Here is a 23,218-nt window from a genome sequence, read left to right as displayed (position 1 = left end):
AGGGCTGCATGAAATAAAGCTTCTAAAATGAAGTTATAGCTAGTCAATGACGCAACTCGCTCAGCGGTGAGTATTTTGAATTCGTGATCCAAGCGATCGCATTTTCACCCGCCATCTCAGTCATCAATGAATTTCTGGAGAGATCGCATTTTCAACCCGCGATCTCCCTAACCAAAAACGCAATAATTACGGAAACAAACCTAAACAAATCCATAATTGTCGTGCTGTTACCTGAGTAGAACTGTTCATCTCTAAATATTTCACAGTGACCTTTCCAATCGAGGTCGTACCTGTAATCTTGCCAGATTCAATACTCGCCTGAAAATGCTTACCCCACTGATCTTCTCTTGGATGAAAGAATCGAACCTCAGTGTTGTAATCAGGTATCGTGCCGCTGACACGATTTCCTTTACGGAGGTTGCAGGAGCGACAGGCAAGAGCTAGATTCGCTTCATCATTTCCACCTTGCCGTGAGACTGGGACAATATGTGCCACTTCAAACGGAAAATTGAAAATCATTTCAGGAGCTTGGCAGTATTCACAACGATGGTTAGCTCGTTCCGCGATCGCAGGATAATCAGGATTCATGAATTTCCTTACTGCATCAATGCGGCAGTGCGGGCTGTTGCCGCTCTCAATTCAGCTTCAACTAACCTATCTAGCTCTGCTTGTTGTTCTGGTGGCAATTCCTGCCCCTGATCTCTGGCTACCCGCCATAAATTCATCAACTCTGATAACTGTTCTTGTTGCTCGGCGCTGAAAAAGGAGTCTGGGCGGAAACTTTGAATAACCAGTAGCGCGCTAAATTCAATCTCACCAAGCTGGATGGTTAATGCATCTAAAGCTTGCCCCGCCGTTTTACCAACAGAGTATTTATCTCCCGCGATCGCTCGATAGAATTTCTCACCACTAGCATCAGAGATGGGCAAGATCGCTACTGTAGTCATGCTTTTAGCCTGAGATCATTTGCTTCAGATTATAGCTCTAGGCAACTCTACCCAAGATTTCAGCGATCACATTTTCAAGCGAGATTGCAGTTATCAATAATCTGGGGCGATCGCATTTCCAGGCGAGATCGCAGTCTTCAATGAACCTCTGAAGCGATCTCACAGCGCACCTGGCACAGTGTCCCAATCTATCAGCGAATTTCGCTAATATTCCCATAGGGTTATTAGGTTTTTGGGTCTTGACCAAGGGTTTGTTGCGTACCATGGCGAATGTGCAAAATGCGAATTGTGGACGCTTCCTGCTCTTCCAAAATAGTGAAAAGAATTCGGTATGAACTACGTCCTCTGCCGTAGAGTAACTGCCGAATCTCTTGGCTAAAATACTCATCCTCTCGTACGAGTGGGCAGCGTTTCGGCATTTGAGATAGAGATTCAATTGCTTGAAGCAACCCTGAATACCATTGACGTGCCTTAGTGGGAGACGTGGTTTGGGATAACCGGAGAAATGCGCTGTCTGCTTCAGACTCTGCCACGCTTGAAATTTCGATGCGGTACTTCATTCATCTGCTGACAGATTGTACTTGCAGCGTTGTTCTTCGGCAAACTCCTGGAAGGACTGAAACCGACCTACCTTAAAATCATCTAGCCCCTTTTGAATCCCTTGAACAGACTCTACTAAATCTTGTTCTTCCCACTCTAGAATGTTAGCAAGCAATTCTGATGCGACAAGACTGACATCTTGACCTTTCTGAGCAGCTTTATCCCGCAGTATGGCTTCTAATTCTGGGCTAAGAGTCACAACAATCGACATCGGAATATATCCTTTGGCAGCAAGTCACTATTCTAGCAATCCATTAACAACAGTTAAACCAGCCCTAAATTCAGAAGTGTGTATTTATATGCGATCGCATTCTCAACCCGCGATCGCTCACCTTTGCCATAAAATCAAAAACCTAACAGTATCCACCCCGTTAGAGTGATCAAGCTTTGGGCTTCGATTCCTGAAACTCCAAAATTTTGGCAGATAAACTTTTCACTGATTCTTGCCCAAAAAGCTCATCCTTAAGTTGCAAGTAATCGCCACTTCCAACATTACAAGCTGCCCAAAACCGAGCAACTTTGGATGGTTCCATGTTGGCTAAAAGAACCTGTAGTCCTTCCTGTAAGACTTGTTGCTCATTCTTCACTTGAATCATTGCTGCTCATCTCCAAGACAAAATTGACTGGATTTATCACTTTCATTGTCAACCCTGAACATCGATTGATCAGCCGTTTGTCACAGGTAATGAACCAATCGCTATTGACTGCTTCAGCACAGGCAATATGTAAGGCATCCAGTGACTTTAGTCCATTCTGTTCTAATTGCTCGGCTCTTTGTTGAATGGCTTCATTTACTACTTGCCTTAACTCAGCCATTTGAAGTGAACGGCTCATGGCTTGCTGCTTGATAGGGTAAGGATTTCGACTATTTTCATACTCCAACGCTGAAGAACTTGCCAGTTCGACCATTCCTGTTTCAATCATTTCTAAGATAATGACAACAGCTTGTGATTCGAGGAATATTTGGGTTGGGTTTGATCGTCAAATGGGCGGTTGTAGGCACTGGTATCTAGATAAATTCTTATCATGCGATCGCGTGAGGCAAATCCAGCCCATTCTATCCTGCGGCTCGCATTTCCAACCCGCGATCGCAGTCATCAATGAATTTCTGGAGCGATCGCATTTTCAAATCCGCGATCTCAATCATCAATGAGTCTTTGGGGCGATCGCATTCCAACCCACGATCGCAGTCAGTAATGAACCTCTGGGGCGATCACAGCTTCCCTCATATCTGCTATTGTCCTCATCAATAAACCTGTAAAGTGACGACTTAAACAGTTGGCTGCTTCAAATTGTTGGACTGTTGGCGTTGACGAGGTTGTTTCAAAGGGCTTGAAATCATTGATCTGCCGCTTTCAGCTTGTCTTTGTCGTAGATCATCACAGATTGCTTGTAAGTTATAGTTGAAAGCTTTAGCGTGTTCTTCTCGAATTTTGTGAATTTCTTCGAGGATTTCATCTCTCCACATTTTTACTCTCCCATTAGCTCATAGGGTGTACAAATTGTTGGCAGTTCATATCCGGCGTTGAGGCTAATTTGAGCTAACTTTTTTTGAATTTGAGCATTCGCAATATGCTTACAATTCCACGTTAGCAGATAGTCCAAGCCGTAAACAGTTGCAACTGCGATATGGAGTGCGTCATCAGAGGCTTTGGGTGGAAGATTACTCTGACTCAGAAATTGTGCTGCCAGATTTTGCACTGCTTGATCAACTTCAAGTAAGGGAAAGTCACGCAGGATTTCAATCCGCTGAGCGGCGATAGCGCTATCCCCTCGTGCCACCTCATCCAAAACCACTTGCGAAATGTAAAGTGCAAACTGAAAACGGCGACTATCCCACCATTGCCGCGTTGCTTCCACATTTGCCATCAAAATCAGATTATTGCTGGATCTAGCAGACAAGTAGCCGACGATACTGGTTTCAATGTAAACAGTTTCAGTCATAGCGGATGTCTTGAGTCAGCTTTAATTGTGTACGGAGATCGCGTTTGCAACGGGTCTTTAGAGGATGTTTGTAAAAGAGTGTTAAGGAGTTTCTTTCTTCCACCTTCTGCGATTATTGTCTAGTCGTCGCAGCATCAACCGAATCATGGCAACATACACCAACCCCTCATGGTTCTCTGGCAATCGTTCGTAGTCGCGGGTTAATCCTCGACAATTTTCTAACCACGCCCAAGTTCGTTCCACAATCCAGCGCTTTGGTTGGACTGAGAATCCTTTTCCCTGATGCTCCACAATCTCAAAGTCAACCTCATAGACCTGGGCTAAATCAACTTCTAGGTCTCCTCGATAGCCCTGGTCTGCTAGAACCTTAGCCAATCGCCCATACGTGTCTATTGCCCTAAATAATACCCATGGAGCCCCGCTTTCACATCCGCTTGATTCGCCGCTCCCACATGACACTTGAGCACCAGTCCTAAGACATCAACAACAATCGTTCGCTTTCGACCTTTGATCTTTTTGAAGCCATCTACACCAATGTGCTCCCCCCTTTTTCTCCCAATCTGACTGACTGGCTATCAATGATGCCCAAACGGGGTGCTTCTGCTCGTCCGACTGAGCATCGTACCTGTTTGACTAAAGCCTGATTAATCGATTCCCATATCCCCAAACGCACCCACAAGCGAAAGTAGCCATACACCGTTTGCCAAGCTGGAAAATCAGCCGGTAGGTTGCGCCACTTCACTCCATTTTCAACCCGGTAGAAAATGGCATCTAACACCTGCCGTAAATCCACTTCCCGCAAGCGTCCTACGGGTTTTTCTGTGGGTAATAAAGGCTCAATTCTGTGCCACTCGGCATCGGTTAAATCACTGCTGTAGGTTTTAAGTGCTCCCATCTCTCAACCTCACTCAACTCTGGCTTCTTAGTACGCTTTTTAACTAGATTTCGTAAATACTTTCGCAATGTTTATTTACAAACACTCTCTTAGGGCGATCGCGTGAGGCAAATCCAGCCCATTCTATCCTGCGGCTCGCATTTTCAAATCCGCGATCCCTTCTCATACAAATTATCTTGTAGCTTTGCGAAACGTTTTACGAAAAACTGCAATATCTTTCAATCCTCTGTATAGAGTAACAATATCAAAATCTCCCATTGGTGGGATTTGTCTGGGCGCAGGTGCTGTACTTGATATTGGGCTTCTGAACTGAATATTGCTTATATATTTTTCAGCTTTACTGTCAAGCCACGCAGCAGAAGCATCAAATATAACGGTAGAAGTGTATAACCTGTCAGTAATTTTGCAAAAGTTCAGCAATTGCTTTGGTTTAAGGGCGGTTGTTGGCTTGAATGCGTCTTTCTTTGACGTAAAGAGATCATGAATTCCCAAGAAATCTTTAACTGAGTTAATAATAAGAGCCTGAAGTATCTTGCTGTTCAATTGTGAGATATTTACAGGAATTAAGACAATCCCCTTATTTCGGCATTCAGTTAGCTTGAATAAATCTTTTTCTTGAGTTTTTGAATCAGTATAATGATGTTCTCCTTGAAATTCAAAAGCTAGTTTAAAGATTTCAAAGAAGACATCTATTTCCAGAATTGCTGAAGTTTTAGGATTAATAAGAAATGGCGGATTAACTTGTAGTTCTCTATCTATCTCATTGATAGTCGCAGTAATGAACAAATCTAGATACAGGACGAATAATGTTTCTCCATAGGAAGCACATCGACCATCATAATTACTTTTTCGCTTAGCTTCCAAGTAATTGATCAGATATTCATTAAGCACACTCTTGTATTCAAGGAAATCAAAGACAGGTGCTTTCTTCTGCCTCATATCCTCCATGAATCCTGCTATGAGCCGACCTAAACGCGAAACTTCTGATATGGAGTTTGCGGAGCCATAGTCTTTACGTGTTAGAGATCGAGTTTTACGAGTTAAATTAGTAAACCTTTGTTGAAATTTTGGGTAATAATCTAAACTTGTTAAAGAGCTTAGGTATTGGTGATTACGGTTTTTGATGATTGCGGTTATTCGATTGCGCTGTGATTCATCCATAACAACCAACTTATATATTCATTTGGCAATCAGATCTAAGACTTGATCATCTTAACGCCAACACAGTTTACATGGGCTACTGCCCAACCCAGATCTGAGCCACCTAACTATTATTAGACTGAAGTTTCTGGATAAAATCCCAAATTGGGTAACGTGGGTAGACGGTTTTTGAATAACACTTAAAAGTGAGTAAATGGGTAGAAAGATCCTGGATAATGCTCAGAAATAGATTAATAGGTAAAGCATTTCTGGCTATTATTTACAATCAAAATCCTTCAAAACTGCATCATTATTTGGATGCCAAAAACTCTTTGACGACTTGTTTTACATCGCGGAATTCGCCTTCGACTTCGTAATTCATTCGCTGCATTTCGGCGGCGGTGACGAGTCCGCTGAGTTCTGCTAGGGCAGTGCGGAGTTTGGGATATTTTTGTAGAGTGGCTTCGCGCACTATCGGCACGGCTTCGTAGGGTGGAAAGTAGCGTTTGTCGTCCTTCAGCACCACCAAGCCCAGTCGGGCAATTTGCCCATCGGTGGAGTTGCCTGCCACGAGGTCTACCTGTTTTTGGATCAGTGCCCGATAGATTAGCCCTAGATCCATGATTTGCGGGGGGTTGGCAAACTGAAAGTTATAGGTTTTGGATAAGCCTGCCAGACCATCCTGCCGTTCAGAAAATTCGTAGCCGAAGCCGCCGCGCCATTGCGGGGTAAATTGTGCCGCTTGGGACAGGGTTTGAATGTCATCTCGTTTGGCATCGTCGCCGCGAATGATGATGGCGAAGGTGTTTTCAAAGCCAAGACCGGGCATCACGGTCAGATTAAATTTTTGGGCATAGCCGTCTTTTAGCTGCTGAAACAGCGCTTTGGGTTCCGAGGGAATCGGCTGATTTTCAAACAGTTTGCTGACGGTGGCGGCAGTTCCGGTGTATTCCACATAGGCATCAATTTTGCCGTTAATGATCGCCTGATGGCATACATAAGAACCACCCAGGCGAGATTTGCGATCGACCTTCAGCCCTGCCTTATTTTCAATCTGCTGCGCCAACAGTTCACCCAACACATCCTGTTCAGTGAAGTCTTTAGAGGCAACGATGATATCGCCACCACCGCTATTGCTGAGGTTGGGCTGACAAGCTGCGATCGCCCCCATCAACACCACCAACACGATCACAAAAATCACAGGATATCGCTTCACAAGACTTTCTCAACGGGAGGTTCAACGGAGATCGATAACGGATCAATCGATAACGCATCCTGGATTGGTTTCTGCGCCAATTGAGCCGTGTATTGTTCACCCCATTCTCGCATCAACAGCAAAATTGGTTCTAAACTGCGACCAAACTCAGTGAGTGAGTATTCCACCTTGGGCGGCACTTCGGCGTAAACCTTGCGATCGACTACGCCATCCTGCTCCAGATTCCCGCAGTTGCAGCGTCAGCATTCGTTGGGTGCAGCCGTCAATCAGGCGATGCAGTTGATTGAAGCGCTGGGTTCCCGCGAGTAGATGAAATAAAATCACTCCCTTCCAGCGTCCGCCAATCACGTCTAGCGTGGCTTCCACCGCACAGCCATAGCGACTCTCAGAAGATCGTTTAACCATTGTTTTTGAGCAGTGTGGACTTTAACAGGATACTTTTTGTAAGTATGCTACAGATTGAATAGTATCTAACAAAAATGTACATACTTGGCAACTTCAAACCAAGCATCCAAAATCAGTAGGTAACGTAATCTGAGGTAAGTGTTGATGAAAGCCTACGAACTCCGCAATGACCAACCGGGATTGGATGCCTTGACGGTAGTGGAGCGTCCTGACCCCACGCCAAACGCCAATCAAGTGTTGGTGAAAATGCACGCCGCCTCGTTGAACTATCGCGATTTGCTGGTGGCAAAGGGAACCTATGGAGCTAAACAAACGGAGCCGATCGCGCCCTTGTCGGATGGGGCGGGTGAAGTGGTTGCCGTGGGTGAGGGCGTAACGCGGGTGCAGGTGGGCGATCGCGTCGCGGGTATCTTCATGCAGCAGTTCATCGCCGGAGAATTGACTGCCGAAAAAGCCCAGTCTGCGTTGGGGGGCGCGATCGACGGAGTGCTGGCAGAATACAAGGTTTTTGATCAAGCAGGTCTAGTCAAAATTCCTGATCACTTATCCTACGAAGAAGCCGCAGCTTTGCCCTGTGCCGCTGTCACTGCTTGGAATGCCTTGATCACCCAGGGGCACCTGAAAGCGGGAGACACCGTATTGCTGTTAGGAACAGGGGGCGTATCAATCTTTGCGCTTCAGTTTGCCAAGCTCATGGGCGCACGGGTGATCATCACCAGCAGCAGCGATCAGAAACTGGAACGTGCTAAAAAACTAGGTGCCGATGTGGGGATTAACTATGCCACTACGCCCAACTGGGAAGAGCAGGTGTGGGAACTGACCCAAGGGCGCGGGGTTGATCATGTGGTGGAAGTGGGCGGCGCAGGCACGTTTGCCAAGTCCTTACGGGCGGTGCGCTATGGCGGCAAGATTGAGCTAATCGGCGTGTTGACGGGCTTGGCGGGGGATATCAGCACCGCATCAATTTTGCATAAACAGGTGCAAGTCCAGGGGATTTATGTCGGCTCCCGCGATATTTTTGAGGACATGAATCGGGCGATCGCTCAAGCAAGACTGCATCCTGTGATTGATCGCACCTTCCCCTTTCATGCGGCGAAAGATGCCTATGCCTACCTTGAAAGTGGCTCCCACTTTGGTAAAGTCGTGATTCAAATTGGCTAGTCCACTGTGCGGATCAATGCCTGCGTTAAGCTGAACGGGTTTCCTATTTTTAACGTTGGGTGCGGATCGCATCTGTATACTTCATGTCCCTAGACACTCCACCAACCGCATCAGCATCCTTCCTAACAGCGCTCCAGCTTGATAATCGGCAAATTTGGATTCAAGCTGCGGGGCGATCGCTGTGCCAAGTCGCTTCCGGCTTGATTTACTTCTACATTCCCCTCGTGTTCGTCAATCAGGTGGGGCTGTCTGCCACCTCCGTCGGGTTGAGCGTCGGCATTAGCTCTCTAGCTGGCGTTGCCGGACACCTGCTGGGCGGCGCGTTGGCAGATTCGCCTCGATTTGGGCGCAAAACCACGCTGTCTATTTCTGCCGGACTGGGTGTTTTCGTGTCGTTGGTGCTGGCAGTCACCCAAACCCTACCGATGTTGATTGTGGCAAGTTTGCTGCTGGGGCTAAGCGTGGGCTTTTACTGGACGGCGGCAGATGCAGCAGTGATGGATGTGACGCTGCCAGAAGAGCGGCATCAGGCGTTTGCCATCATGAGCGTGGCGGAAAATGTGGGCGTGGGGATTGGTGTATTGGGCGGCGGCGTACTGTTGACGATCGCCAATCAACGTCACGAACTACTGTTTTTGGGCTGTGGGCTAATTTTTCTGCTGTTTTTAATCTTGGTACAAACCGCGATCGCAGAAACCCGACAGGTCACGACTACCCCCCATACCCCGACCCAAGGTTTTTTGGTCGCATTGCAAGACAAAGCTTTGCTCACGTTCATTCTGGCGAACCTGCTGTTCACCACCTATGTAGCGCTCGTCACGACCACAGTGCCGCTTTATTTCACCAATTTTATTCCCGCCATGGGAGCCAATCCCAACGCATCGCTATCAAGCACCGCCAGCCTATTTACCTGGTGCTATATCGGCGTGCAGGGCTAGTTCATCAGTGGTAGAAAAATGATAATGGGTGATGCTCTTTCACCCCTAGCTAGCCATGAGCCTGATTGATGCTCTCAAACAAGTACGAGACTATCGAACCCAACCCCAGTATCCATTGTGGGTGATTTTGTTGCTGGTACTGATGGCAACGATGAGCGGGTGTGTGGGGTATCGAGCGATCGCGTGCTTTGTGGAGCGCCATCAAACCCAATTGTTAGGGGTACTCGAAGTGCCCTATGAGCGGTTACCCTGCTACTCGACGATTCGCCGCGCTTTGGTGCGAGTGGACTTTGAGGCGTTAACCGAGGTTTTCAATCAATGGGCACAGGAAACGGTTGAGCTGGAAGAGCAAGCCGCTTGTGCCGTTGACGGCAAGAGCATCCGAGTCAGTCTGAGAGATTACGACCAGGCGTATCAAGATTTTGTCAGTGTGGTGTCGGTGGTCAGCACTCGACTGGGACTGGTCGTTGGGGTGCAATCCATGCACAACAAAACGAGTAGTGAAATTGTAACGGTACAAACCTTGTTGGAGCACCTTCAGTTGCAAGGGGTGTGTTTTAGTTTTGATGCCCTGCACGCCAAAAAAAAAACAGTTCAGCAAATTATAGCCAGTCAGAACCACTACTTAATTGCCATCAAAGGGAATCAACCCAAATTATTAGCCCAAATCCAGCAGCAGTTTGAACACTCGTCTCCCCTCAGTTGTCACGTGGACTCAGAGCGGACGCGCAATCGCTCAACCCAACGCCGTGTGTGTGTATTGGAGCCAAGTGCCACCATTGACCCAAGTTGGGTCGCTCTTAAACGAGTGATTCGGGTCGAACGCACCGGACTAAGAGCAGGCATACCCGTTTCACAGACGGTGTTTTATATCAGTTCGCTGGCAACCGATGCCGCCGAGTTTGCCCGTCGTATCCGGCAGCATTGGCACATTGAGAATCGCCTCCACTGGTGTAAAGATGTGGTCTTTCAAGAAGATACGACTCCACTGTGTGAGGGTCACGCTTTGATTAATATGGCAATTGTGCGAACCTTTGCCCTTAATCTCTTCCGGCAGCATGGGTTTGACTCTTTGACTCAGGCGATTCGACAGGTTGCTCATGATATCCCTCGCCTATTTTCCTTCTGCCAATGAATCAGCCCTGCTATATCGGCGTGGGAGCCGTGGCTCAACTGCCGATCGCCCAAGCGTTTACTGCGGTTCCCTGTGTACGCGTGCTGATGATTGCCATGCTGCTTTCTAGCTTTGGGTTTGGCTTGTTATGGGTGACTGGCACAGTTGCAGCCTACCAGTATTGGACTGGCGTGGCGGCTTTTTGTATCATGGCGATCGCCTCCGTCACCTACAAACCGTTTGCCGCTGCGATCGTCTCAGAACTCGCGCCAGAAAATTTGCGGGGTGCCTATGTGGCGGTCAGTTCTCAATGTTGGGCGATCGGCTATTTTATCGGTCCTTTGGTTGGCGGTTGGGCAATGGATCAGCCTGCCAACATCGCCCACAATTTTTGGCTAGCAGTCGCCGCTAGTACAAGCCTGGGGCTGCTCGTGTTGCGCCTGTTTGAAACCCAACGAAGCAAGCTAGACATGAAAAGCGAATAAAATAGTCAATCCGCTACAACGCCTGCTGAAAAGTCGGGATAGGCTTAAATAGGGATTTATTTAGGAGTAAACCGGATTGGAAGCGGTTGATATTGCCATTGTGGGGGCAGGCATTGCCGGGTTAACCTGCGCTCAACAGTTACAGCAAGCAGGCTACCGAGTGGCAGTGCTAGAAAAATCTCGCGGAGTCGGTGGACGGTTGGCAACTCGTCGCCTTCCCCACGATCGCGCCGATCATGGCACCTGCTATCTTTCGCCGAAAGGGGAATTATTTGGGGACTTGATCGCACATTTACTAGAAAAAAATGTAGTTCAGGTTTGGACGGATACGGCTTATACACTGGATCGCGATCGCACTCTGCACCCCAGCTCTGATAGCATCCCTCGCTATGTGGCACCCGACGGCATGAGCGCGATCGCCAAATATCTAGCAACAGGACTCGATATTCGATTTAGTCAGCGCGTGATTGGATTAGAGCTAGCCTCTAACCAAACTTGGACATTGACTATCGAAAATACTCAGCCAGATGCCGCAGCGACATCAACTTTATTAGCGAATGCCGTGCTGGTCGCTATCCCCGCGCCTCAAGCGGTCACTTTACTGGAACCGCTCGAACAAACTATTGTTTCCAGTGAATTAATCTGCCAACTGAAATCGGTGGAGTTTGATCCCTGTATTGCAGTCATGGCAGGTTATCCAGAAGATTGCTTACAACAGTGGCAGGCAACCTATGGCGATGTGAAGGCGATCGCGGTTCAACATCCAGATTTAGGTTGGATTGGTCTAGATAGCAGCAAACGGGGCAGTTCCTCTCAGCCCATATTTGTCGTTCAAAGTACGGCGGCATTTGCCAACCAATTTTTGGACGCTGCCGACCTGTCTCCAGTAGGACAAAAACTCTTGCAATCTGCCGCAGACTTACTGCTTCCCTGGTTAGCAACACCCGAATGGAAGCAAGTGCATCGCTGGCGCTACTCCTTTCCAGCGACCCCGTTGAGCGATCGCTATTGGTCAGCCGAAACAACTGCCCCCTTGGTTTGTGCGGGCGATTGGTGCGGCGGGATGCGGGTAGAAAGCGCTCTGTTGTCTGGACTGTCAGCCGCAGAGTATCTCAACCCGCAAATGGGCGATCGCGCGATTACCACCCCTCGATTTTGGCAAGCGATGTAGACTGAGCGATCGCCTTCATCAGCGGTCTTTCACCATCACCAAAAAATTGGCGTACTCTAAGGTAGAGTGACTGGGAGGATACCGATGTTTGTTAAAACTGATCACTCCATGGGGAAAATATTGACGACCCTAACGGTCAAAAATCGAATTGAATCCTTCTTATGGTCGAGAACAGCGATCGCTGTTCTCGTTAGGCTAAAAGGGTTCTACAGTCATCTAGCACCGCATCATGGCAAAAGAAAACAACCAAGTTAATTTTTTCCTGCGATATCTTTCTACTGCGCCTGTTCTAACAATCATTGCAACCTCTGTCGCCTTTTCTACTTGGGCAGTCATCAATTACTTTTTTCCCGATCTGCTGTTTTATCCAACACCATAAAGCGATTCTCAGCGACTGGTTGCTGATTTTGTTTAAGGACGCGATCGCGGCTGATTGAGATTGAGCTTGGCGCGGAGTTCACCTTTGATCCGGCTTAAAATCGAGTCTTCATCCAGGGATGCAAGAATGCGAGTGACCACAGCTTTGGGTCCATCGACTCCCCAAGACGCGTCATTCGCGAGGTAAGTTTTCGTCACTTGACCGATCGCGTAGGTTGAAACACCTGCCACGCCTGCCTGCGTCACTGCCACCGACGCATAGGCAGCCAGCGTCACTCCCCCCGTTGCCGGAGCGGATAGCCCTAGCAAACCCTTGAGCGAACTTAATCCTAGGTTGGCAACCAATTCGCTGGCGCTGATGCCGCCCATGGTCAGGGCGATTTTTTTCAGCAGGGCTAAGGCTCCGGGCTGGGTCATGGGAATGCCGTAGAGCTTGGAGAGCGTCAGGATCAGCGCCACATCAATCACTGCACTACTGAGAATATCTACCACTGTGATGGGATTGAGGGCGATCGCCACTGCCTTTGTCATCGTCGCATTCCAAATAATTCGATTGGCGCTTTGCTCCCGAATTGCCATTTTGCGATCCACCAAGCGATCGTTAATATCATTGGCAAACAGCAGCGAGTTGACTGCCACCAGTGACTTGCCTTCTCGATCCAGAATTTCAAGGATTTTCAGCTTTAAATCATCGATTTGGGGCGTTCCAGCACTGAGTTGAGCTGCCACGCGACCATCTGCCCGACGGACTGCTTTTGCGACCAGGGGAGAGGCTGCCGCCATCACAATCTCATCCGGTGACAGCAGTTCTTTGACGCGCTCATCCCGAATTTTGCGGTAAATCAGTTGGCGATCGACATCGGGATATTGGTCAATTTTGTTGAATACCAAAATGATCGGCTTGCTGGCAGTCCGCAAAGCTGATAGCGCCTGATATTCTACTTTGGTCATGTCTCCCGCAACGATAAACAGGATCAGATCGGCTTGTTGAGCAACTTGGCGCGCCAGTGCTTCCCGCGCTTCGCCATCCACTTCATCGATACCGGGAGTGTCGATCAGTTGAATTTGAGAGTTGTCGATCGCGTTCATTGTTACCCGCGTCAAAGATTGCTCACTGCCCGCGATCGCCTCATTCGTCACCGTCCAGTTAGCAGTTTGCCGAATCTGGGTGACACCATGAATCGCCCCCGTCTCAAACACCGACTCGCCCAGCAGCGCATTCAACAGAGATGATTTGCCGCGCCCCACCATGCCAAACGCCGCGATGTGGACAATCTGGCGATCGAGCTTATCCAGCATCGATTCCAGCCCAGTAATTTCGGGTTCCAACCCCCGTCGTTCTTGAGCCGTCAAATCTAACCCTTCAACTAAGTCCCGTAGAGCGGTTTGCGCTTGTCGATAATTAAGCTCTCCTTGAATCGTGTCAAAGTTGTGGATGGCTTCATCCAGTTCGTGTTGGGTCAAAAATGGAGCGTGATTCAAATCGGGGGAGTCAGGCATGGAGCAACAAGGAAAAGTTCAGGATTCGTGAAATTAGGGAAGCGTCCCAAAGACTTCTTATGGAATCGCGGCTAATACAATTTCTTCCATCCTAGACATTCCTCTGCCTAAGCAAGAGGATTATTTGGTTCATAGCAATCACCTTTAAGCTAAATGGCTTGTGTGAGCGCTGGCGAATGGTTGTTTTCTCTATTCACAGGTTTTTTATTATTCATTCATATTTTTATAAGTCGCCACGGCAGACGGAGAAATGCGGTTGAGATAGCGGAAGATCCAGTATTTAAAAACGGTGTCCAAAATCACAGGAAATGTGGCGATGAACAGAAAGTTAAAATCTCGATTGGCAGGCAATCCAAAATGCTTGGCAACCCCTTCTAAAATTACCTCCCAGCCATGAGGCGAGTGAAAGCCAACAAACATATCTGTAAATAAAATGATAATAAAAGCTTTGGCGCTGTCACTTAATCCATAAACGGTTTCATCGATAAAAGATTTCAGCGTTTCTATCCCTCTGCTATTAGTCATCAACACGATCGCAAATGCGATCGCAGAAAGTAAGTCTGCAAACACATTTTTGATGGCACGGGCACTCAGCTTAGAATAAATCTCTGAAATTTCCTGAGCCTTTTCTTTCAAAAGAATCTCAGCATCGGTGTTTTCTGGAAGCCGCTCAGGTTGAGCCGCACTCAGAAAGCGATCGAACTCTAATCGTTCTTTAAACAAATTAAATTCTCTTAGCGCTTCTTCTTCTAACTCCGTGTTAAGAAAAATGCCGACTTGCTCTGGTTGCCAAACTCGATCCACCAAAGGACCTACGACAAACGCCTTAGAAATTTGCTGAGTCAGCAACGGCACAATAATTAACAGCAAGATTAGCCGAATGGATATTAAGGTTTTTGCTTTAGAAAACCGAAAAGTTTGAACCACTTGTTCTTCAGAATTTGGGTCTAAATCTCGCTTAATTCGATTCAGCGTGCCTAAAATTGAGCGGGGTAGCACACCTGTTTTATCTAGAATGCCGCCATCGTCGTTGTCCGTATTGATCGCCTGGTTGTACAGGCGATCGCCCGTATTTTGATCAATTATCGTTCCAGAAAGATTGATATTATTTCCTTGAGTTAGCGGAACTAAAGCCGTTGAATTCACTGGCGAAGGTTTGTAGCGATCGAGAATCTGATCAATAAACGCCAGTTTTTCTAATACGGTTGCTGCTTGCTCATGCGTGCTGATATAAGAACTGCGGCGATTATAAAGGGTAGCATTCGTAGAATCTACAATGATGCGGCTCGCTCTAAACTCTGTGAGACGAACCTCGGCAAACTTCAAATATTTATTCAGTTCAGATTGAAAATAAGTAAGCACATTTTCACTGTGCTTCGTGGATTTTTTAGAAATTTTTTCACCATCAAAATGTTGGTCTTCAATCGCTTTGATCATTAAAGCCGCTTCATAGGCTTGATCAAGCGCTCTTTCGGGTGTTTGTAGGAGCCAGTGGTTAGCCCCGCGTAAATATCGACTGATCGATGTTAGAAAGGATGATCTCATAATGGGAACAGGTTCATCGTTTAGATATTATTTGTTAGACCAGTCATTTAAGTTAAGGTACGAGAGATTCTAGCAAAATCACCTAAAAACAATTGGTTAACAACAGACAAATCTGGATTACAGGAGCAACGCGAGTCGGTAAAACAAGTTACCTGATTCGCCAGTTTTGCCAATGGGTTGCTCAACCTGAGGCGGCGGTGTCTGCCCAGGTGTCAACATCCTTACTTCCAGAGAGTCAAACCCCTGCAAGCCTACAGCCCTCTACAGAACTGCCAGGAGTGTTGCTCTTTGCAGCGATTGGGGATAACCGAATTGATCTAGTCGATCGCTTAGTTACCGCCACTCAAGGTCAATATTCTTTTTACTCCACCACTCCGCTGGGTTTTTTTCAAGACGAAGTGACGCTGTTTTGGCCCTTGCTAATTCAGCAGCTTGATTTGAAAGCACAGTTTCCCCTCAGGCTTAATCCAGAAAATGAGCAGGAGCTTGCGGCGCGATTGTGGCAACCGGAGATTGATCGGGCGATCGGGGCGCAAGCAGCGGTGAATGAGGCGCGCCTCGTCAGAAAAATTTTGGATTTGCTACAGCTTGCTGGATTAGCTGGCATTCCCGTTGAAACTATTCCACTTCGATTGCAACAGGGCTTAGGGTCGCAAAATAGCGAACTGCCGATTCCGTTTGAAACGGTTGGAATGATGTTGCAGCAATGGCAGCAGTGGTGTTTGGATCGGGGTCTGTTGACCTATGGGATTACGGCAGGGCTGTATTGGCAATGGTTGCTAGAGCATCCCACTTATCAATCGCACTTGGTTCAGCGCTACCCGCTAATTTTGGCGGATGATGTGGATGAATATCCCGCGATCGCTCGGCATCTGTTTGAAACACTGCTCAATGCGGGAGCCTCTGCCGTATTCACCTTTAACCCTGATGGTGCAGTGCGCTTAGGGTTGGGAGCCGATCCTGCCTATTTAGCAGACTTAGCCCATCGGTGTGAAGTTGTAGAATTGCGCGATCGCTCAACCCCAAGCTTATCGAATGATCTGGGTGAAACCCTAGTAGATTTCGCGATGAATCCCATGATATTTCTGGCATTACCAGAGTCAATTCAAGCGATCCAAACGGTCTCGCGCTCTGATTTGCTACGTCAAACGGCAGAGACGATTATTACCGCCGTGCAAGCGGGGCAAGTGGAGCCGCGACACTTGGCGGTCATCAGTCCTGGTTTGGACGCGATCGCTCGATATGCCCTGATCAATATTCTGACCAAACACCAAATTCCAGTCGAATCACTCAATGATCAGCGTCCCTTGATTAGCTTTGCCATCGTTCGGGCGTTGCTGACGTTGCTAACGCTGATCTATCCTGGCTTAGGTCGCTTAGTGGATCGAGATGCGATCGCTGAAATGCTCGTTGTGCTGGGCAATCAAGGGCAAACGATTGACAGCCGCTCAGCCGCTCCCTCACCGCCCACTCTCGCCATTGATCCCGTTCGCGCTGGCTTACTCGCCGACTATTGCTTTGCCCCCCATCCAGAGCGTCCTCGTTTATTACCCGCCACTACCTTTCCTCGGTGGGATCGGTTGGGTTATCAAACCGCAGAGGCATACCAGGCAGTGATTCAGTGGATCGAAACTCAGCAATCTCAGCTAGAGCAACGTCTGATCCCGAATGCCGTTTCATTGCTCGATCGCGCCATCCAACATTTTCTCTTGGGCGGCAGTGCTTTAGCCTTTGATCAATTGTCTGCCCTCCGTCAACTGCTGGAAACGGCACAACACTATTGGGAAGTCGCAGATCGGCTGCGCCGTAGTGATGTGAACCTCAGCGATCGCGGCACGACACGCCAAGATTCTCCATCTGCTGCAACCATCAGCCCCTTTATTCAACTTTTACGCAACAGCACTGTCACCGCCAATCCTTATCCAGTGCGTCCCATGGGGGCAGCCAGTAATGCCGTCACCTTAGCTACTGTCTTTCAATACCGTTCTAGCCGTCGCAGCCATCGCTGGCACTTCTGGTTGGATGCGGCTTCTCCCCGCTGGCTGAGCGGTGTGGATGCATTATTTGCGGCTCCATTGTTTTTGCAGCATTGGTCGGGCGGTTTGTGGACTGCCGCCAATGCTATGGATGCCAACGAGCAACGCCTACGCCGGATTTTACTCGATTTGCAAGCCCGCACAGAACAGCAAATTTATCTATGTCACAGCGATTTGGCAACCAATGGACAAGAACAAACAGGCACTTTATTAACGCTGGTCAATTCAGCTACTCCCATGACAGCCGTATGAAGCAAATAGGAAACCCGCAAAGAAAATCACTCTGCACTTTGCCCATCTCCTCCCCTTGCTTAAATCTTGCTTAGATTTACAGGCTATATCCAATTAAATGGAATCCTATCAGCTATAGTCAAAAGTTTCAGTAAAGTCTAAAGCTTTTGACTAGCAGGGGTTCTAGGTTATTTCTTTATGTAAAAAAGCGCGCCCTTGAGGACTTGAACCCCAGACATCAGGTTTTGGAGACCTGCGTTCTACCAACTGAACTAAGAGCGCAAAACAGTAAAAATCGAGAAAGTGAAACTCAATACATCAGTTATTACAGTTAGCTTAGCATTGAGTAATTAGCTTTCAGCGAGGAACTTCAGGTAGTCACTACGAACTGAAAGCTAATTGCAAAACTTTACAACGCTCTGTCAAACCGTTGCTTCAGGCGAGTTGCCTTACCTACGCGATCGCGTAGGTAGTAAAGCTTAGCACGACGGGCTTTACCACGGCGCAGCACTTTGATGCTTTCAATCTGAGGAGAATGAATTGGGAAAACGCGCTCTACTCCGATTCCTTGAAAAACCTTACGAACGGTAAGATTTTGGTTGATGCCAGAGCCGCGTTTGGCAATGACAACTCCTTCATAAGGCTGAGTGCGTTCTTTCCCACCTTCTTGAATAATCACACCGACTTTAACGGTATCGCCAACATAAATAACTGGCAGATCCGATTTCATTTGTTCCGCTTCAATCGAGCGGATAATTTCTTGGGCGTGCAGCATAAGTCTCGCGGGTCAAAAACTCACAGTCTTCCACTGTACAGTAGCAAGGGGGGAAACGTCTATAGGGGGGAGGGTTTATTTTCAGTGAATTAGCAAGTGGGATCGATTTGTCGCAGCGATCGCAGGCTGACTCACTACAGTATTTATTGAAGTGATCGTATCACCCAACTATAAAAGAGGACTCGCCTAGCTCAATAATGGTATACAGCTACTTCAGCCGCATTAACAAAAATGACTCGCCCCAAAATTATTGTTTTAGATGATGACCCGACTGGCTCTCAAACGGTGCATAGCTGCTTGTTGTTGATGCAGTGGGATGTGGAAACGCTCAGGCTGGGATTGCAGGATGACGCACCAATATTTTTTGTGCTGACGAACACGCGATCGCTGACTCCTGAGAAAGCGGCTGCCGTTACCCGCGAAACCTGCCAAAATCTGAAGCAAGCGCTTGATTTAGAGAATATTCAAGATTTTTTGGTGGTGAGTCGCTCAGATTCCACCTTGCGCGGACACTATCCCATTGAAACCGATGTGATCGCTTCGGAACTGGGCGCTTTCGATGCTCACTTTTTGACTCCAGCTTTTTTTGAAGGAGGACGCACTACCCGTGATAGCGTTCATTACTTAAAGGTGGCTGGCGTGGAGACTCCAGTGCATGAAACTGAGTTTGCCCACGATTCTGTGTTTGGCTACAGCCATAGCTATTTGCCAGATTATGTGGAAGAAAAGACTCAAGGACGCATTCAAGCCGAGCAGGTTGAGCGCTTTTTGCTAGCAGACATTCGGCAGGGTGTATTGGAGCGATTGCTGAACCTGCACGATAACCAGTGCTGTGTGGTGGATGCAGAGACGCAAGCGGATTTGAACCGATTCGCCACTGATATCCTTGCTGCTGCCGCTCAAGGAAAACGGTTTTTGTTTCGGAGTGCTGCTAGTTTGCTGACGGCGTTGGCGGCGTTGCCTGCCCAAGCGATCGCCCCGGAAGCCATGGCGCAGTATGTTCGGTGCGGCAAACCAGGGGCGGTGATTGTCGGTTCTCACGTCCAAAAAACCACGGAACAACTCCAGCACTTATTAGAACAACCTGGAATTGTTGGGGTGCAAGTGGATGTGGCGCGGCTGTTGGCACCCGATAGAGATGAGGCGCGATTGCAACTTCTAGCCGAAATTGTGGATCGGACAAACGCAATCTATACCGATGGCAAAACTTCAGTCGTCTATACCAGTCGGCAAGAGCTCACCTTCGACGATGCTCAAACTCGATTAAATTTTGGGGAAGCGGTTTCTGGTTTGCTGATGGATGTGCTACAAAACCTGCCAAGCGCGATCGGTTTCTTAATTAGCAAAGGCGGCATTACCTCTAACGACACTTTGAGTACTGGGTTAGCCCTGAGAACGGCATGGTTACTAGGGCAAGTACTACCCGGTGTTTCGATGGTGCGAACTGCCGCCGACCATCCCCAGTTTCCCAATTTGCCCGTTGTGTTGTTTCCAGGAAACGTGGGCGATGCTACCGCTTTGACGATCGCCTACCAGCGCTTATCGAATCCTTCGTCTAGCCCACAGTAGGCTCCGGTGAAGCACTCTTTAAAGCGGTTGCGGGGAGGGTTGCTGCTGTGCCGGCTGCAAGATGATTACTGCCATTTTCCGCCGCTGGCACACTTTTCATCTGTTTCATCAGACTTGCCATTTCTAGGGCGCTCATGGCATAGTTCCAGCCCAAGTTACTTTTGATGCCTGCCCGTTCTAGAGCCTGCTGGAGGGTATCGGTGGTTAAAACTCCAAAAACTACGGGAACGCCAGTTTGGAACCCCACGGCAGCAATCCCTTTGGAGACTTCTGCGGCTACATAGTCAAAGTGGGGAGTTTGCCCCTTGATAATGGCACCCAGACAAATGATGGCATCGTAGCGATCGCTAAGCGCTAACTGACGCGCCACAATGGGGACTTCAAAACTGCCGGGAACCCAGGCATAATCCACTTGCGTTCCCTGAGGATCAACGTTTACGCCGTGCCGTTTAAGGCAATCTTGGCAGCCTTCCAGCAATTTGGTGGTTACCAAGTCATTGAAGCGACCAATGACGATCGCAAACCGAAAAGAATCTGTTTGGGTAAATGTTCCTTCAAAAACTGCCATTGCTGCTCCGGCATAAAAAACCCGTAATCCTCATCATTATAAGGCTCACGGGTTTTGGATATTGATCAAAGGTAGGCGGATTAAATGGGCGATCGTGGAAAGAGGGCGATCGCATTTTACTTAGATGACCAGGTAGTTAAGAATGCCAACCACAATCACCAATATCGCCCAAACGCCAGAACCCAAAAAGATTACGCGTCTGGATTGATCCCAGTTTTGTGGGGTGGCTAGGGCAACGGGTGTCCCAATAATCATCACAAAAGATAGAAAAACTAAGGCTGCTAGCGCAAGCTGAAAAAGGATTGTCATGGTCGCGTCTCCCGATAGGGCAATAAACTAGGCAAGTAAGGTTACTCACTAACCTATCAAAAAAATGACCCAAAATATCAGGTGTCAGGTGTCGGGCAATTGTGAAAGGTTAAGGTTTAAGCTCAAAAGTCAAGCGGCAAAATAGAGGAGCCAGATTACCTATGGTACGCGCCCGCAGCCTAGAAGACCATGCCCGCAAGCGCCATCATTCCCCTACCCGTGCGCCCATACAGGTAAGCCACAAAAGTCGCACGTTGGGTGAAATCTGTCTAAGAATACTCGTCTGTCAGAGGATTATTGCGGTATCTTGAGGCGGCAGGGTTCCTGAGATGAGAAATGGACGATGATTCTGACTCCGACCGTTTTAGCGCTTGATTTTGATGGGGTATTGTGCGACGGCTTGAGAGAGTACTTCAAAACGTCATGGCAAGCCTACTGCACTCTTTGGCAGCCCACAAGTTTGGTGCCGCCAGAGGGTTTGGCTGAATCGTTTTATCGGTTGCGCCCCGTGGTTGAAACGGGATGGGAAATGCCGTTGGTGCTTCATGCGGTGCTGCAAGGAGTGTCGGAGGCGGCTGTGCTGCAAAATTGGACAGCGATCGCTCTGCAACTCATCGCCACAGAGCAGTTAGATCCGGCAGCATTGATTGCAGAAGTGGATGGCATTCGGGATCAGTGGATTGCGGCAGATGTGGACAGTTGGCTGGCAGAGCATCGGTTTTATCCGGGGGTGTGCGATCGCCTGAAAGCAACCCTGCAAACGGATACCCAAGTTGCCATCATCAGCACGAAAGAAGGGCGGTTTATTCAACAGCTATTGGCACAACAAGGCATCGATTTAACCGATCTGCAACTGTTCGGCAAAGAGGTAAAACGTCCTAAAAGTGAAATTTTGTTTGAGTTAATGCAGGTGTTTGGCAACGATGCCACTTTTTGGTTTGTTGAAGACCGCCTGAAAACGTTGCAAAGCATTACTAAAAAACCGGAACTCAATACCGTTCAACTGTTTCTGGCGGATTGGGGCTACAACACCCCGCGCGATCGCGAACAAACGGTGAATGATTCCCGCATTCAATTGATTTCGTTGGCTCAATTTGCTGGAGATTTTACTGGATGGCTATGAGTTGGATGGCTATGAGTTGGATGGCTATGAGTTGGATGGCTATGAGTTGGATGGCTATGAGTGGTGCGTTTCGCATGACTCAACAGCACCCTACGCGATCGCAGATTTTACGTCATTCGTCAAACCAGTGATCTGTGCCATAGCCCATGGCGCGATCGCAATTTCCCAGTTCTGCCGCCAATCTCAAGCCTGCCTGTCGTCCAATGGCGGTTTCAAATACTGAGGAAAAAACGGCATCGATAGCATGAGCTTGAAAAAACTGGCGCAGACGACGGGGTGAACCTGCGATCGCGGGTTTAATCACAAAAATTCCACGCCAGCCTTGAGTATGGCAATCTTGCAGGTGAGCTAGCGTTGCCACCGATTCATCTAGTGCTAAAGGTGTGGAATGCTGTTTGCTTAACTCCAGCATTTGAGCCAATTGGCTAGGAGGAAGCGGCTGCTCTAAATATTCGATCCTGGGGCTGCGAACTGACAAGTCAGCGCTTACGCTATCGCACGCTGACAACCAGGCGATCGCAGTTTCTATACTTAATCCACCATTGGCATCTAACCGCAGCCGCGCCGCTTGGGGTAACTCGTGAGCCAGCCTTTCCAATAATGCCAACTCTATTTCCAGCGCTTCCACGCCAATCTTCCACTTAAACGTCCGATAGCCTTCTGCCCACAACGCTTCCCAGCTTGACACTGCACCTTTTCCCGCAGGCAGCAACGCGCTTTGCAGGAGTGTGGAGTGCGGAGTGTAGAGTACGGAGTGTTTGTTCCTGTCTTCTTCCTCCTGTTCCCTGTTCCCTGAAACCTGTTCCCTGAAACCTGTTCCCTGCTCCCACGCCATTTCAAAGCCAAATTGACAGGCTGGCAAAGTGTCAGGAATATCAAAAATGGTATCCGACCTGAAAACAGTGGGCAACTGGCGACAAAAATCTAGCGCTTGCTCTAAGGTTTCAGAGCCAAACCACGGCAAAGGAGCAATTTCGCCGCTGCCAACTTGCCCCGTTTGATTGGTCAGTTGGAGTAAAATCCCTTCGCGTACCTTCCAAGTTCCGTGGCTAGTTTGCAGAGGAACTTTGAAGGGTCGCTGGTAAGGCTGAAACTGAACCTGATAAAGCATCAAGTGTGTGAAAGGCTATAGCGGAAGCGTTCTCTAAGATTTATGCGTATACAAAAA

General features: G+C 48.2%; 29 protein-coding genes and 1 tRNA gene. 10 read left to right on the top strand and 20 right to left on the bottom strand.

Annotated elements, in window-relative coordinates:
* Positions 1-186: 186 nt before the first annotated feature.
* The 4 genes from AC1S5B_RS01070 to AC1S5B_RS01055 all read right to left on the bottom strand — a co-directional run bounded on the left by AC1S5B_RS01070 (position 187) and on the right by AC1S5B_RS01055 (position 1,758).
* Positions 187-588: an HNH endonuclease gene (locus AC1S5B_RS01070; RefSeq protein ID WP_482033873.1), complete on the bottom strand. Its 402-nt coding sequence runs from the start codon at positions 586-588 to the stop codon at positions 187-189.
* Positions 589-596: 8 nt separating this feature from the next.
* Positions 597-947: a hypothetical protein gene (locus AC1S5B_RS01065; protein WP_482033872.1), complete on the bottom strand. Its 351-nt coding sequence runs from the start codon at positions 945-947 to the stop codon at positions 597-599.
* Between the two features lie 224 nt (positions 948-1,171).
* A complete protein-coding gene (locus AC1S5B_RS01060) occupies positions 1,172-1,507 on the bottom strand; it encodes a type II toxin-antitoxin system RelE/ParE family toxin (RefSeq protein WP_482033871.1) in 336 nt (111 codons plus the stop codon).
* Positions 1,504-1,758, bottom strand: a complete 255-nt coding sequence (locus tag AC1S5B_RS01055; RefSeq protein ID WP_482033870.1) for a hypothetical protein — start codon at positions 1,756-1,758, stop codon at positions 1,504-1,506. Before AC1S5B_RS01055 ends, AC1S5B_RS01060 begins: the two co-directional genes overlap by 4 nt.
* A gap of 13 nt (positions 1,759-1,771) precedes the next feature.
* On the opposite strand from AC1S5B_RS01055, the gene AC1S5B_RS01050 reads away from it, so the two are divergent.
* Positions 1,772-1,927 (top strand): hypothetical protein, encoded by a 156-nt coding sequence (locus tag AC1S5B_RS01050; protein WP_482033869.1) that lies wholly within the window; start codon positions 1,772-1,774, stop codon positions 1,925-1,927.
* Here AC1S5B_RS01050 and AC1S5B_RS01045 read toward each other — a convergent pair whose 3' ends face one another.
* The 9 genes from AC1S5B_RS01045 to AC1S5B_RS01005 all read right to left on the bottom strand — a co-directional run bounded on the left by AC1S5B_RS01045 (position 1,928) and on the right by AC1S5B_RS01005 (position 7,147).
* Positions 1,928-2,143 (bottom strand): hypothetical protein, encoded by a 216-nt coding sequence (locus AC1S5B_RS01045; RefSeq protein WP_482033868.1) that lies wholly within the window; start codon positions 2,141-2,143, stop codon positions 1,928-1,930.
* Positions 2,124-2,471 (bottom strand): PIN domain-containing protein, encoded by a 348-nt coding sequence (locus AC1S5B_RS01040; protein WP_482033867.1) that lies wholly within the window; start codon positions 2,469-2,471, stop codon positions 2,124-2,126. The genes AC1S5B_RS01045 and AC1S5B_RS01040 overlap by 20 nt, the downstream gene beginning before the upstream one ends.
* A gap of 546 nt (positions 2,472-3,017) precedes the next feature.
* Complete coding sequence (locus tag AC1S5B_RS01035) at positions 3,018-3,491, bottom strand: type II toxin-antitoxin system VapC family toxin (protein WP_482033866.1); 474 nt, start codon at positions 3,489-3,491, stop codon at positions 3,018-3,020.
* Positions 3,492-3,572: 81 nt separating this feature from the next.
* The gene (locus AC1S5B_RS01030; protein ID WP_482033865.1) at positions 3,573-3,866 is read right to left on the bottom strand and encodes a transposase; all 294 of its coding nucleotides are present in this window, start codon (positions 3,864-3,866) and stop codon (positions 3,573-3,575) included.
* A 151-nt stretch (positions 3,867-4,017) separates the two neighbouring features.
* A complete protein-coding gene (locus AC1S5B_RS01025) occupies positions 4,018-4,386 on the bottom strand; it encodes a transposase (protein WP_482033864.1) in 369 nt (122 codons plus the stop codon).
* 171 nt (positions 4,387-4,557) lie between these two features.
* The gene (locus AC1S5B_RS01020) at positions 4,558-5,547 is read right to left on the bottom strand and encodes a PDDEXK family nuclease (protein WP_482033863.1); all 990 of its coding nucleotides are present in this window, start codon (positions 5,545-5,547) and stop codon (positions 4,558-4,560) included.
* 289 nt (positions 5,548-5,836) lie between these two features.
* Positions 5,837-6,742: a glycine betaine ABC transporter substrate-binding protein gene (locus AC1S5B_RS01015; RefSeq protein WP_482033862.1), complete on the bottom strand. Its 906-nt coding sequence runs from the start codon at positions 6,740-6,742 to the stop codon at positions 5,837-5,839.
* Positions 6,739-6,909: a winged helix-turn-helix transcriptional regulator gene (locus AC1S5B_RS01010; RefSeq protein WP_482033861.1), complete on the bottom strand. Its 171-nt coding sequence runs from the start codon at positions 6,907-6,909 to the stop codon at positions 6,739-6,741. The genes AC1S5B_RS01015 and AC1S5B_RS01010 overlap by 4 nt, the downstream gene beginning before the upstream one ends.
* Positions 6,890-7,147: a winged helix-turn-helix transcriptional regulator gene (locus AC1S5B_RS01005; protein ID WP_482033860.1), complete on the bottom strand. Its 258-nt coding sequence runs from the start codon at positions 7,145-7,147 to the stop codon at positions 6,890-6,892. Before AC1S5B_RS01005 ends, AC1S5B_RS01010 begins: the two co-directional genes overlap by 20 nt.
* Before the next feature lie 144 nt (positions 7,148-7,291).
* Here AC1S5B_RS01005 and AC1S5B_RS01000 point away from each other — a divergent pair, with 144 nt between their 5' ends.
* From AC1S5B_RS01000 to AC1S5B_RS00975, 6 genes are all read left to right on the top strand, one after another.
* Entirely contained in the window at positions 7,292-8,308 is a 1,017-nt protein-coding gene (locus tag AC1S5B_RS01000) for a zinc-dependent alcohol dehydrogenase family protein (RefSeq protein ID WP_482036588.1), read from the top strand.
* 83 nt (positions 8,309-8,391) lie between these two features.
* The gene (locus AC1S5B_RS00995; RefSeq protein ID WP_482033859.1) at positions 8,392-9,246 is read left to right on the top strand and encodes an MFS transporter; all 855 of its coding nucleotides are present in this window, start codon (positions 8,392-8,394) and stop codon (positions 9,244-9,246) included.
* A 55-nt stretch (positions 9,247-9,301) separates the two neighbouring features.
* Complete coding sequence (locus tag AC1S5B_RS00990) at positions 9,302-10,381, top strand: ISAs1 family transposase (protein ID WP_482033858.1); 1,080 nt, start codon at positions 9,302-9,304, stop codon at positions 10,379-10,381.
* Positions 10,378-10,845, top strand: coding sequence for an MFS transporter (locus AC1S5B_RS00985; protein ID WP_482033857.1), 468 nt, complete (start codon positions 10,378-10,380; stop codon positions 10,843-10,845). The genes AC1S5B_RS00990 and AC1S5B_RS00985 overlap by 4 nt, the downstream gene beginning before the upstream one ends.
* A gap of 76 nt (positions 10,846-10,921) precedes the next feature.
* Entirely contained in the window at positions 10,922-12,016 is a 1,095-nt protein-coding gene (locus AC1S5B_RS00980; RefSeq protein WP_482033856.1) for an NAD(P)/FAD-dependent oxidoreductase, read from the top strand.
* A gap of 229 nt (positions 12,017-12,245) precedes the next feature.
* A complete protein-coding gene (locus AC1S5B_RS00975; protein WP_482033855.1) occupies positions 12,246-12,395 on the top strand; it encodes a photosystem I reaction center subunit IX in 150 nt (49 codons plus the stop codon).
* A gap of 32 nt (positions 12,396-12,427) precedes the next feature.
* Here the strand turns inward: AC1S5B_RS00975 and AC1S5B_RS00970 are convergent, their stop codons facing one another.
* Both AC1S5B_RS00970 and AC1S5B_RS00965 read right to left on the bottom strand, forming a co-directional pair.
* Positions 12,428-13,894 (bottom strand): GTP-binding protein, encoded by a 1,467-nt coding sequence (locus tag AC1S5B_RS00970; protein ID WP_482033854.1) that lies wholly within the window; start codon positions 13,892-13,894, stop codon positions 12,428-12,430.
* Between the two features lie 207 nt (positions 13,895-14,101).
* Positions 14,102-15,439, bottom strand: a complete 1,338-nt coding sequence (locus AC1S5B_RS00965; protein WP_482033853.1) for a proton extrusion protein PcxA — start codon at positions 15,437-15,439, stop codon at positions 14,102-14,104.
* 92 nt (positions 15,440-15,531) lie between these two features.
* Between AC1S5B_RS00965 and AC1S5B_RS00960 the strand changes: the two genes are divergently transcribed.
* Positions 15,532-17,727 carry a recombinase family protein gene (locus AC1S5B_RS00960; protein WP_482033852.1) on the top strand — a complete coding sequence of 732 codons (2,196 nt, stop codon included), beginning with the start codon at positions 15,532-15,534 and terminating at the stop codon, positions 17,725-17,727.
* 188 nt (positions 17,728-17,915) lie between these two features.
* Here AC1S5B_RS00960 and AC1S5B_RS00955 read toward each other — a convergent pair.
* Positions 17,916-17,988 (bottom strand) — tRNA-Trp (locus tag AC1S5B_RS00955).
* 127 nt (positions 17,989-18,115) lie between these two features.
* Positions 18,116-18,481, bottom strand: a complete 366-nt coding sequence (rplS, locus tag AC1S5B_RS00950) for a 50S ribosomal protein L19 (RefSeq protein ID WP_482033851.1) — start codon at positions 18,479-18,481, stop codon at positions 18,116-18,118.
* 231 nt (positions 18,482-18,712) lie between these two features.
* Here rplS and AC1S5B_RS00945 point away from each other — a divergent pair, with 231 nt between their 5' ends.
* Positions 18,713-20,050: a four-carbon acid sugar kinase family protein gene (locus AC1S5B_RS00945; protein WP_482033850.1), complete on the top strand. Its 1,338-nt coding sequence runs from the start codon at positions 18,713-18,715 to the stop codon at positions 20,048-20,050.
* On the opposite strand, the gene ribH is transcribed toward AC1S5B_RS00945, so the two are convergent.
* Positions 20,037-20,618 carry a 6,7-dimethyl-8-ribityllumazine synthase gene (ribH, locus tag AC1S5B_RS00940; RefSeq protein ID WP_482033849.1) on the bottom strand — a complete coding sequence of 194 codons (582 nt, stop codon included), beginning with the start codon at positions 20,616-20,618 and terminating at the stop codon, positions 20,037-20,039. The genes AC1S5B_RS00945 and ribH overlap by 14 nt on opposite strands.
* 120 nt (positions 20,619-20,738) lie before the next feature.
* Positions 20,739-20,927, bottom strand: coding sequence for a photosystem II reaction center protein PsbZ (gene psbZ / locus AC1S5B_RS00935; protein ID WP_482033848.1), 189 nt, complete (start codon positions 20,925-20,927; stop codon positions 20,739-20,741).
* A gap of 343 nt (positions 20,928-21,270) precedes the next feature.
* Between psbZ and AC1S5B_RS00930 the strand changes: the two genes are divergently transcribed.
* The gene (locus AC1S5B_RS00930; protein WP_482033847.1) at positions 21,271-22,050 is read left to right on the top strand and encodes an HAD family hydrolase; all 780 of its coding nucleotides are present in this window, start codon (positions 21,271-21,273) and stop codon (positions 22,048-22,050) included.
* Between the two features lie 112 nt (positions 22,051-22,162).
* Here AC1S5B_RS00930 and AC1S5B_RS00925 read toward each other — a convergent pair whose 3' ends face one another.
* Entirely contained in the window at positions 22,163-23,161 is a 999-nt protein-coding gene (locus AC1S5B_RS00925; RefSeq protein ID WP_482033846.1) for an o-succinylbenzoate synthase, read from the bottom strand.
* Positions 23,162-23,218 lie beyond the last annotated feature (57 nt).

The organism is Leptolyngbya sp. CALU 1928 (genome assembly GCF_056784215.1).
This window is presented reverse-complemented; position numbering and strand designations above follow the sequence as displayed.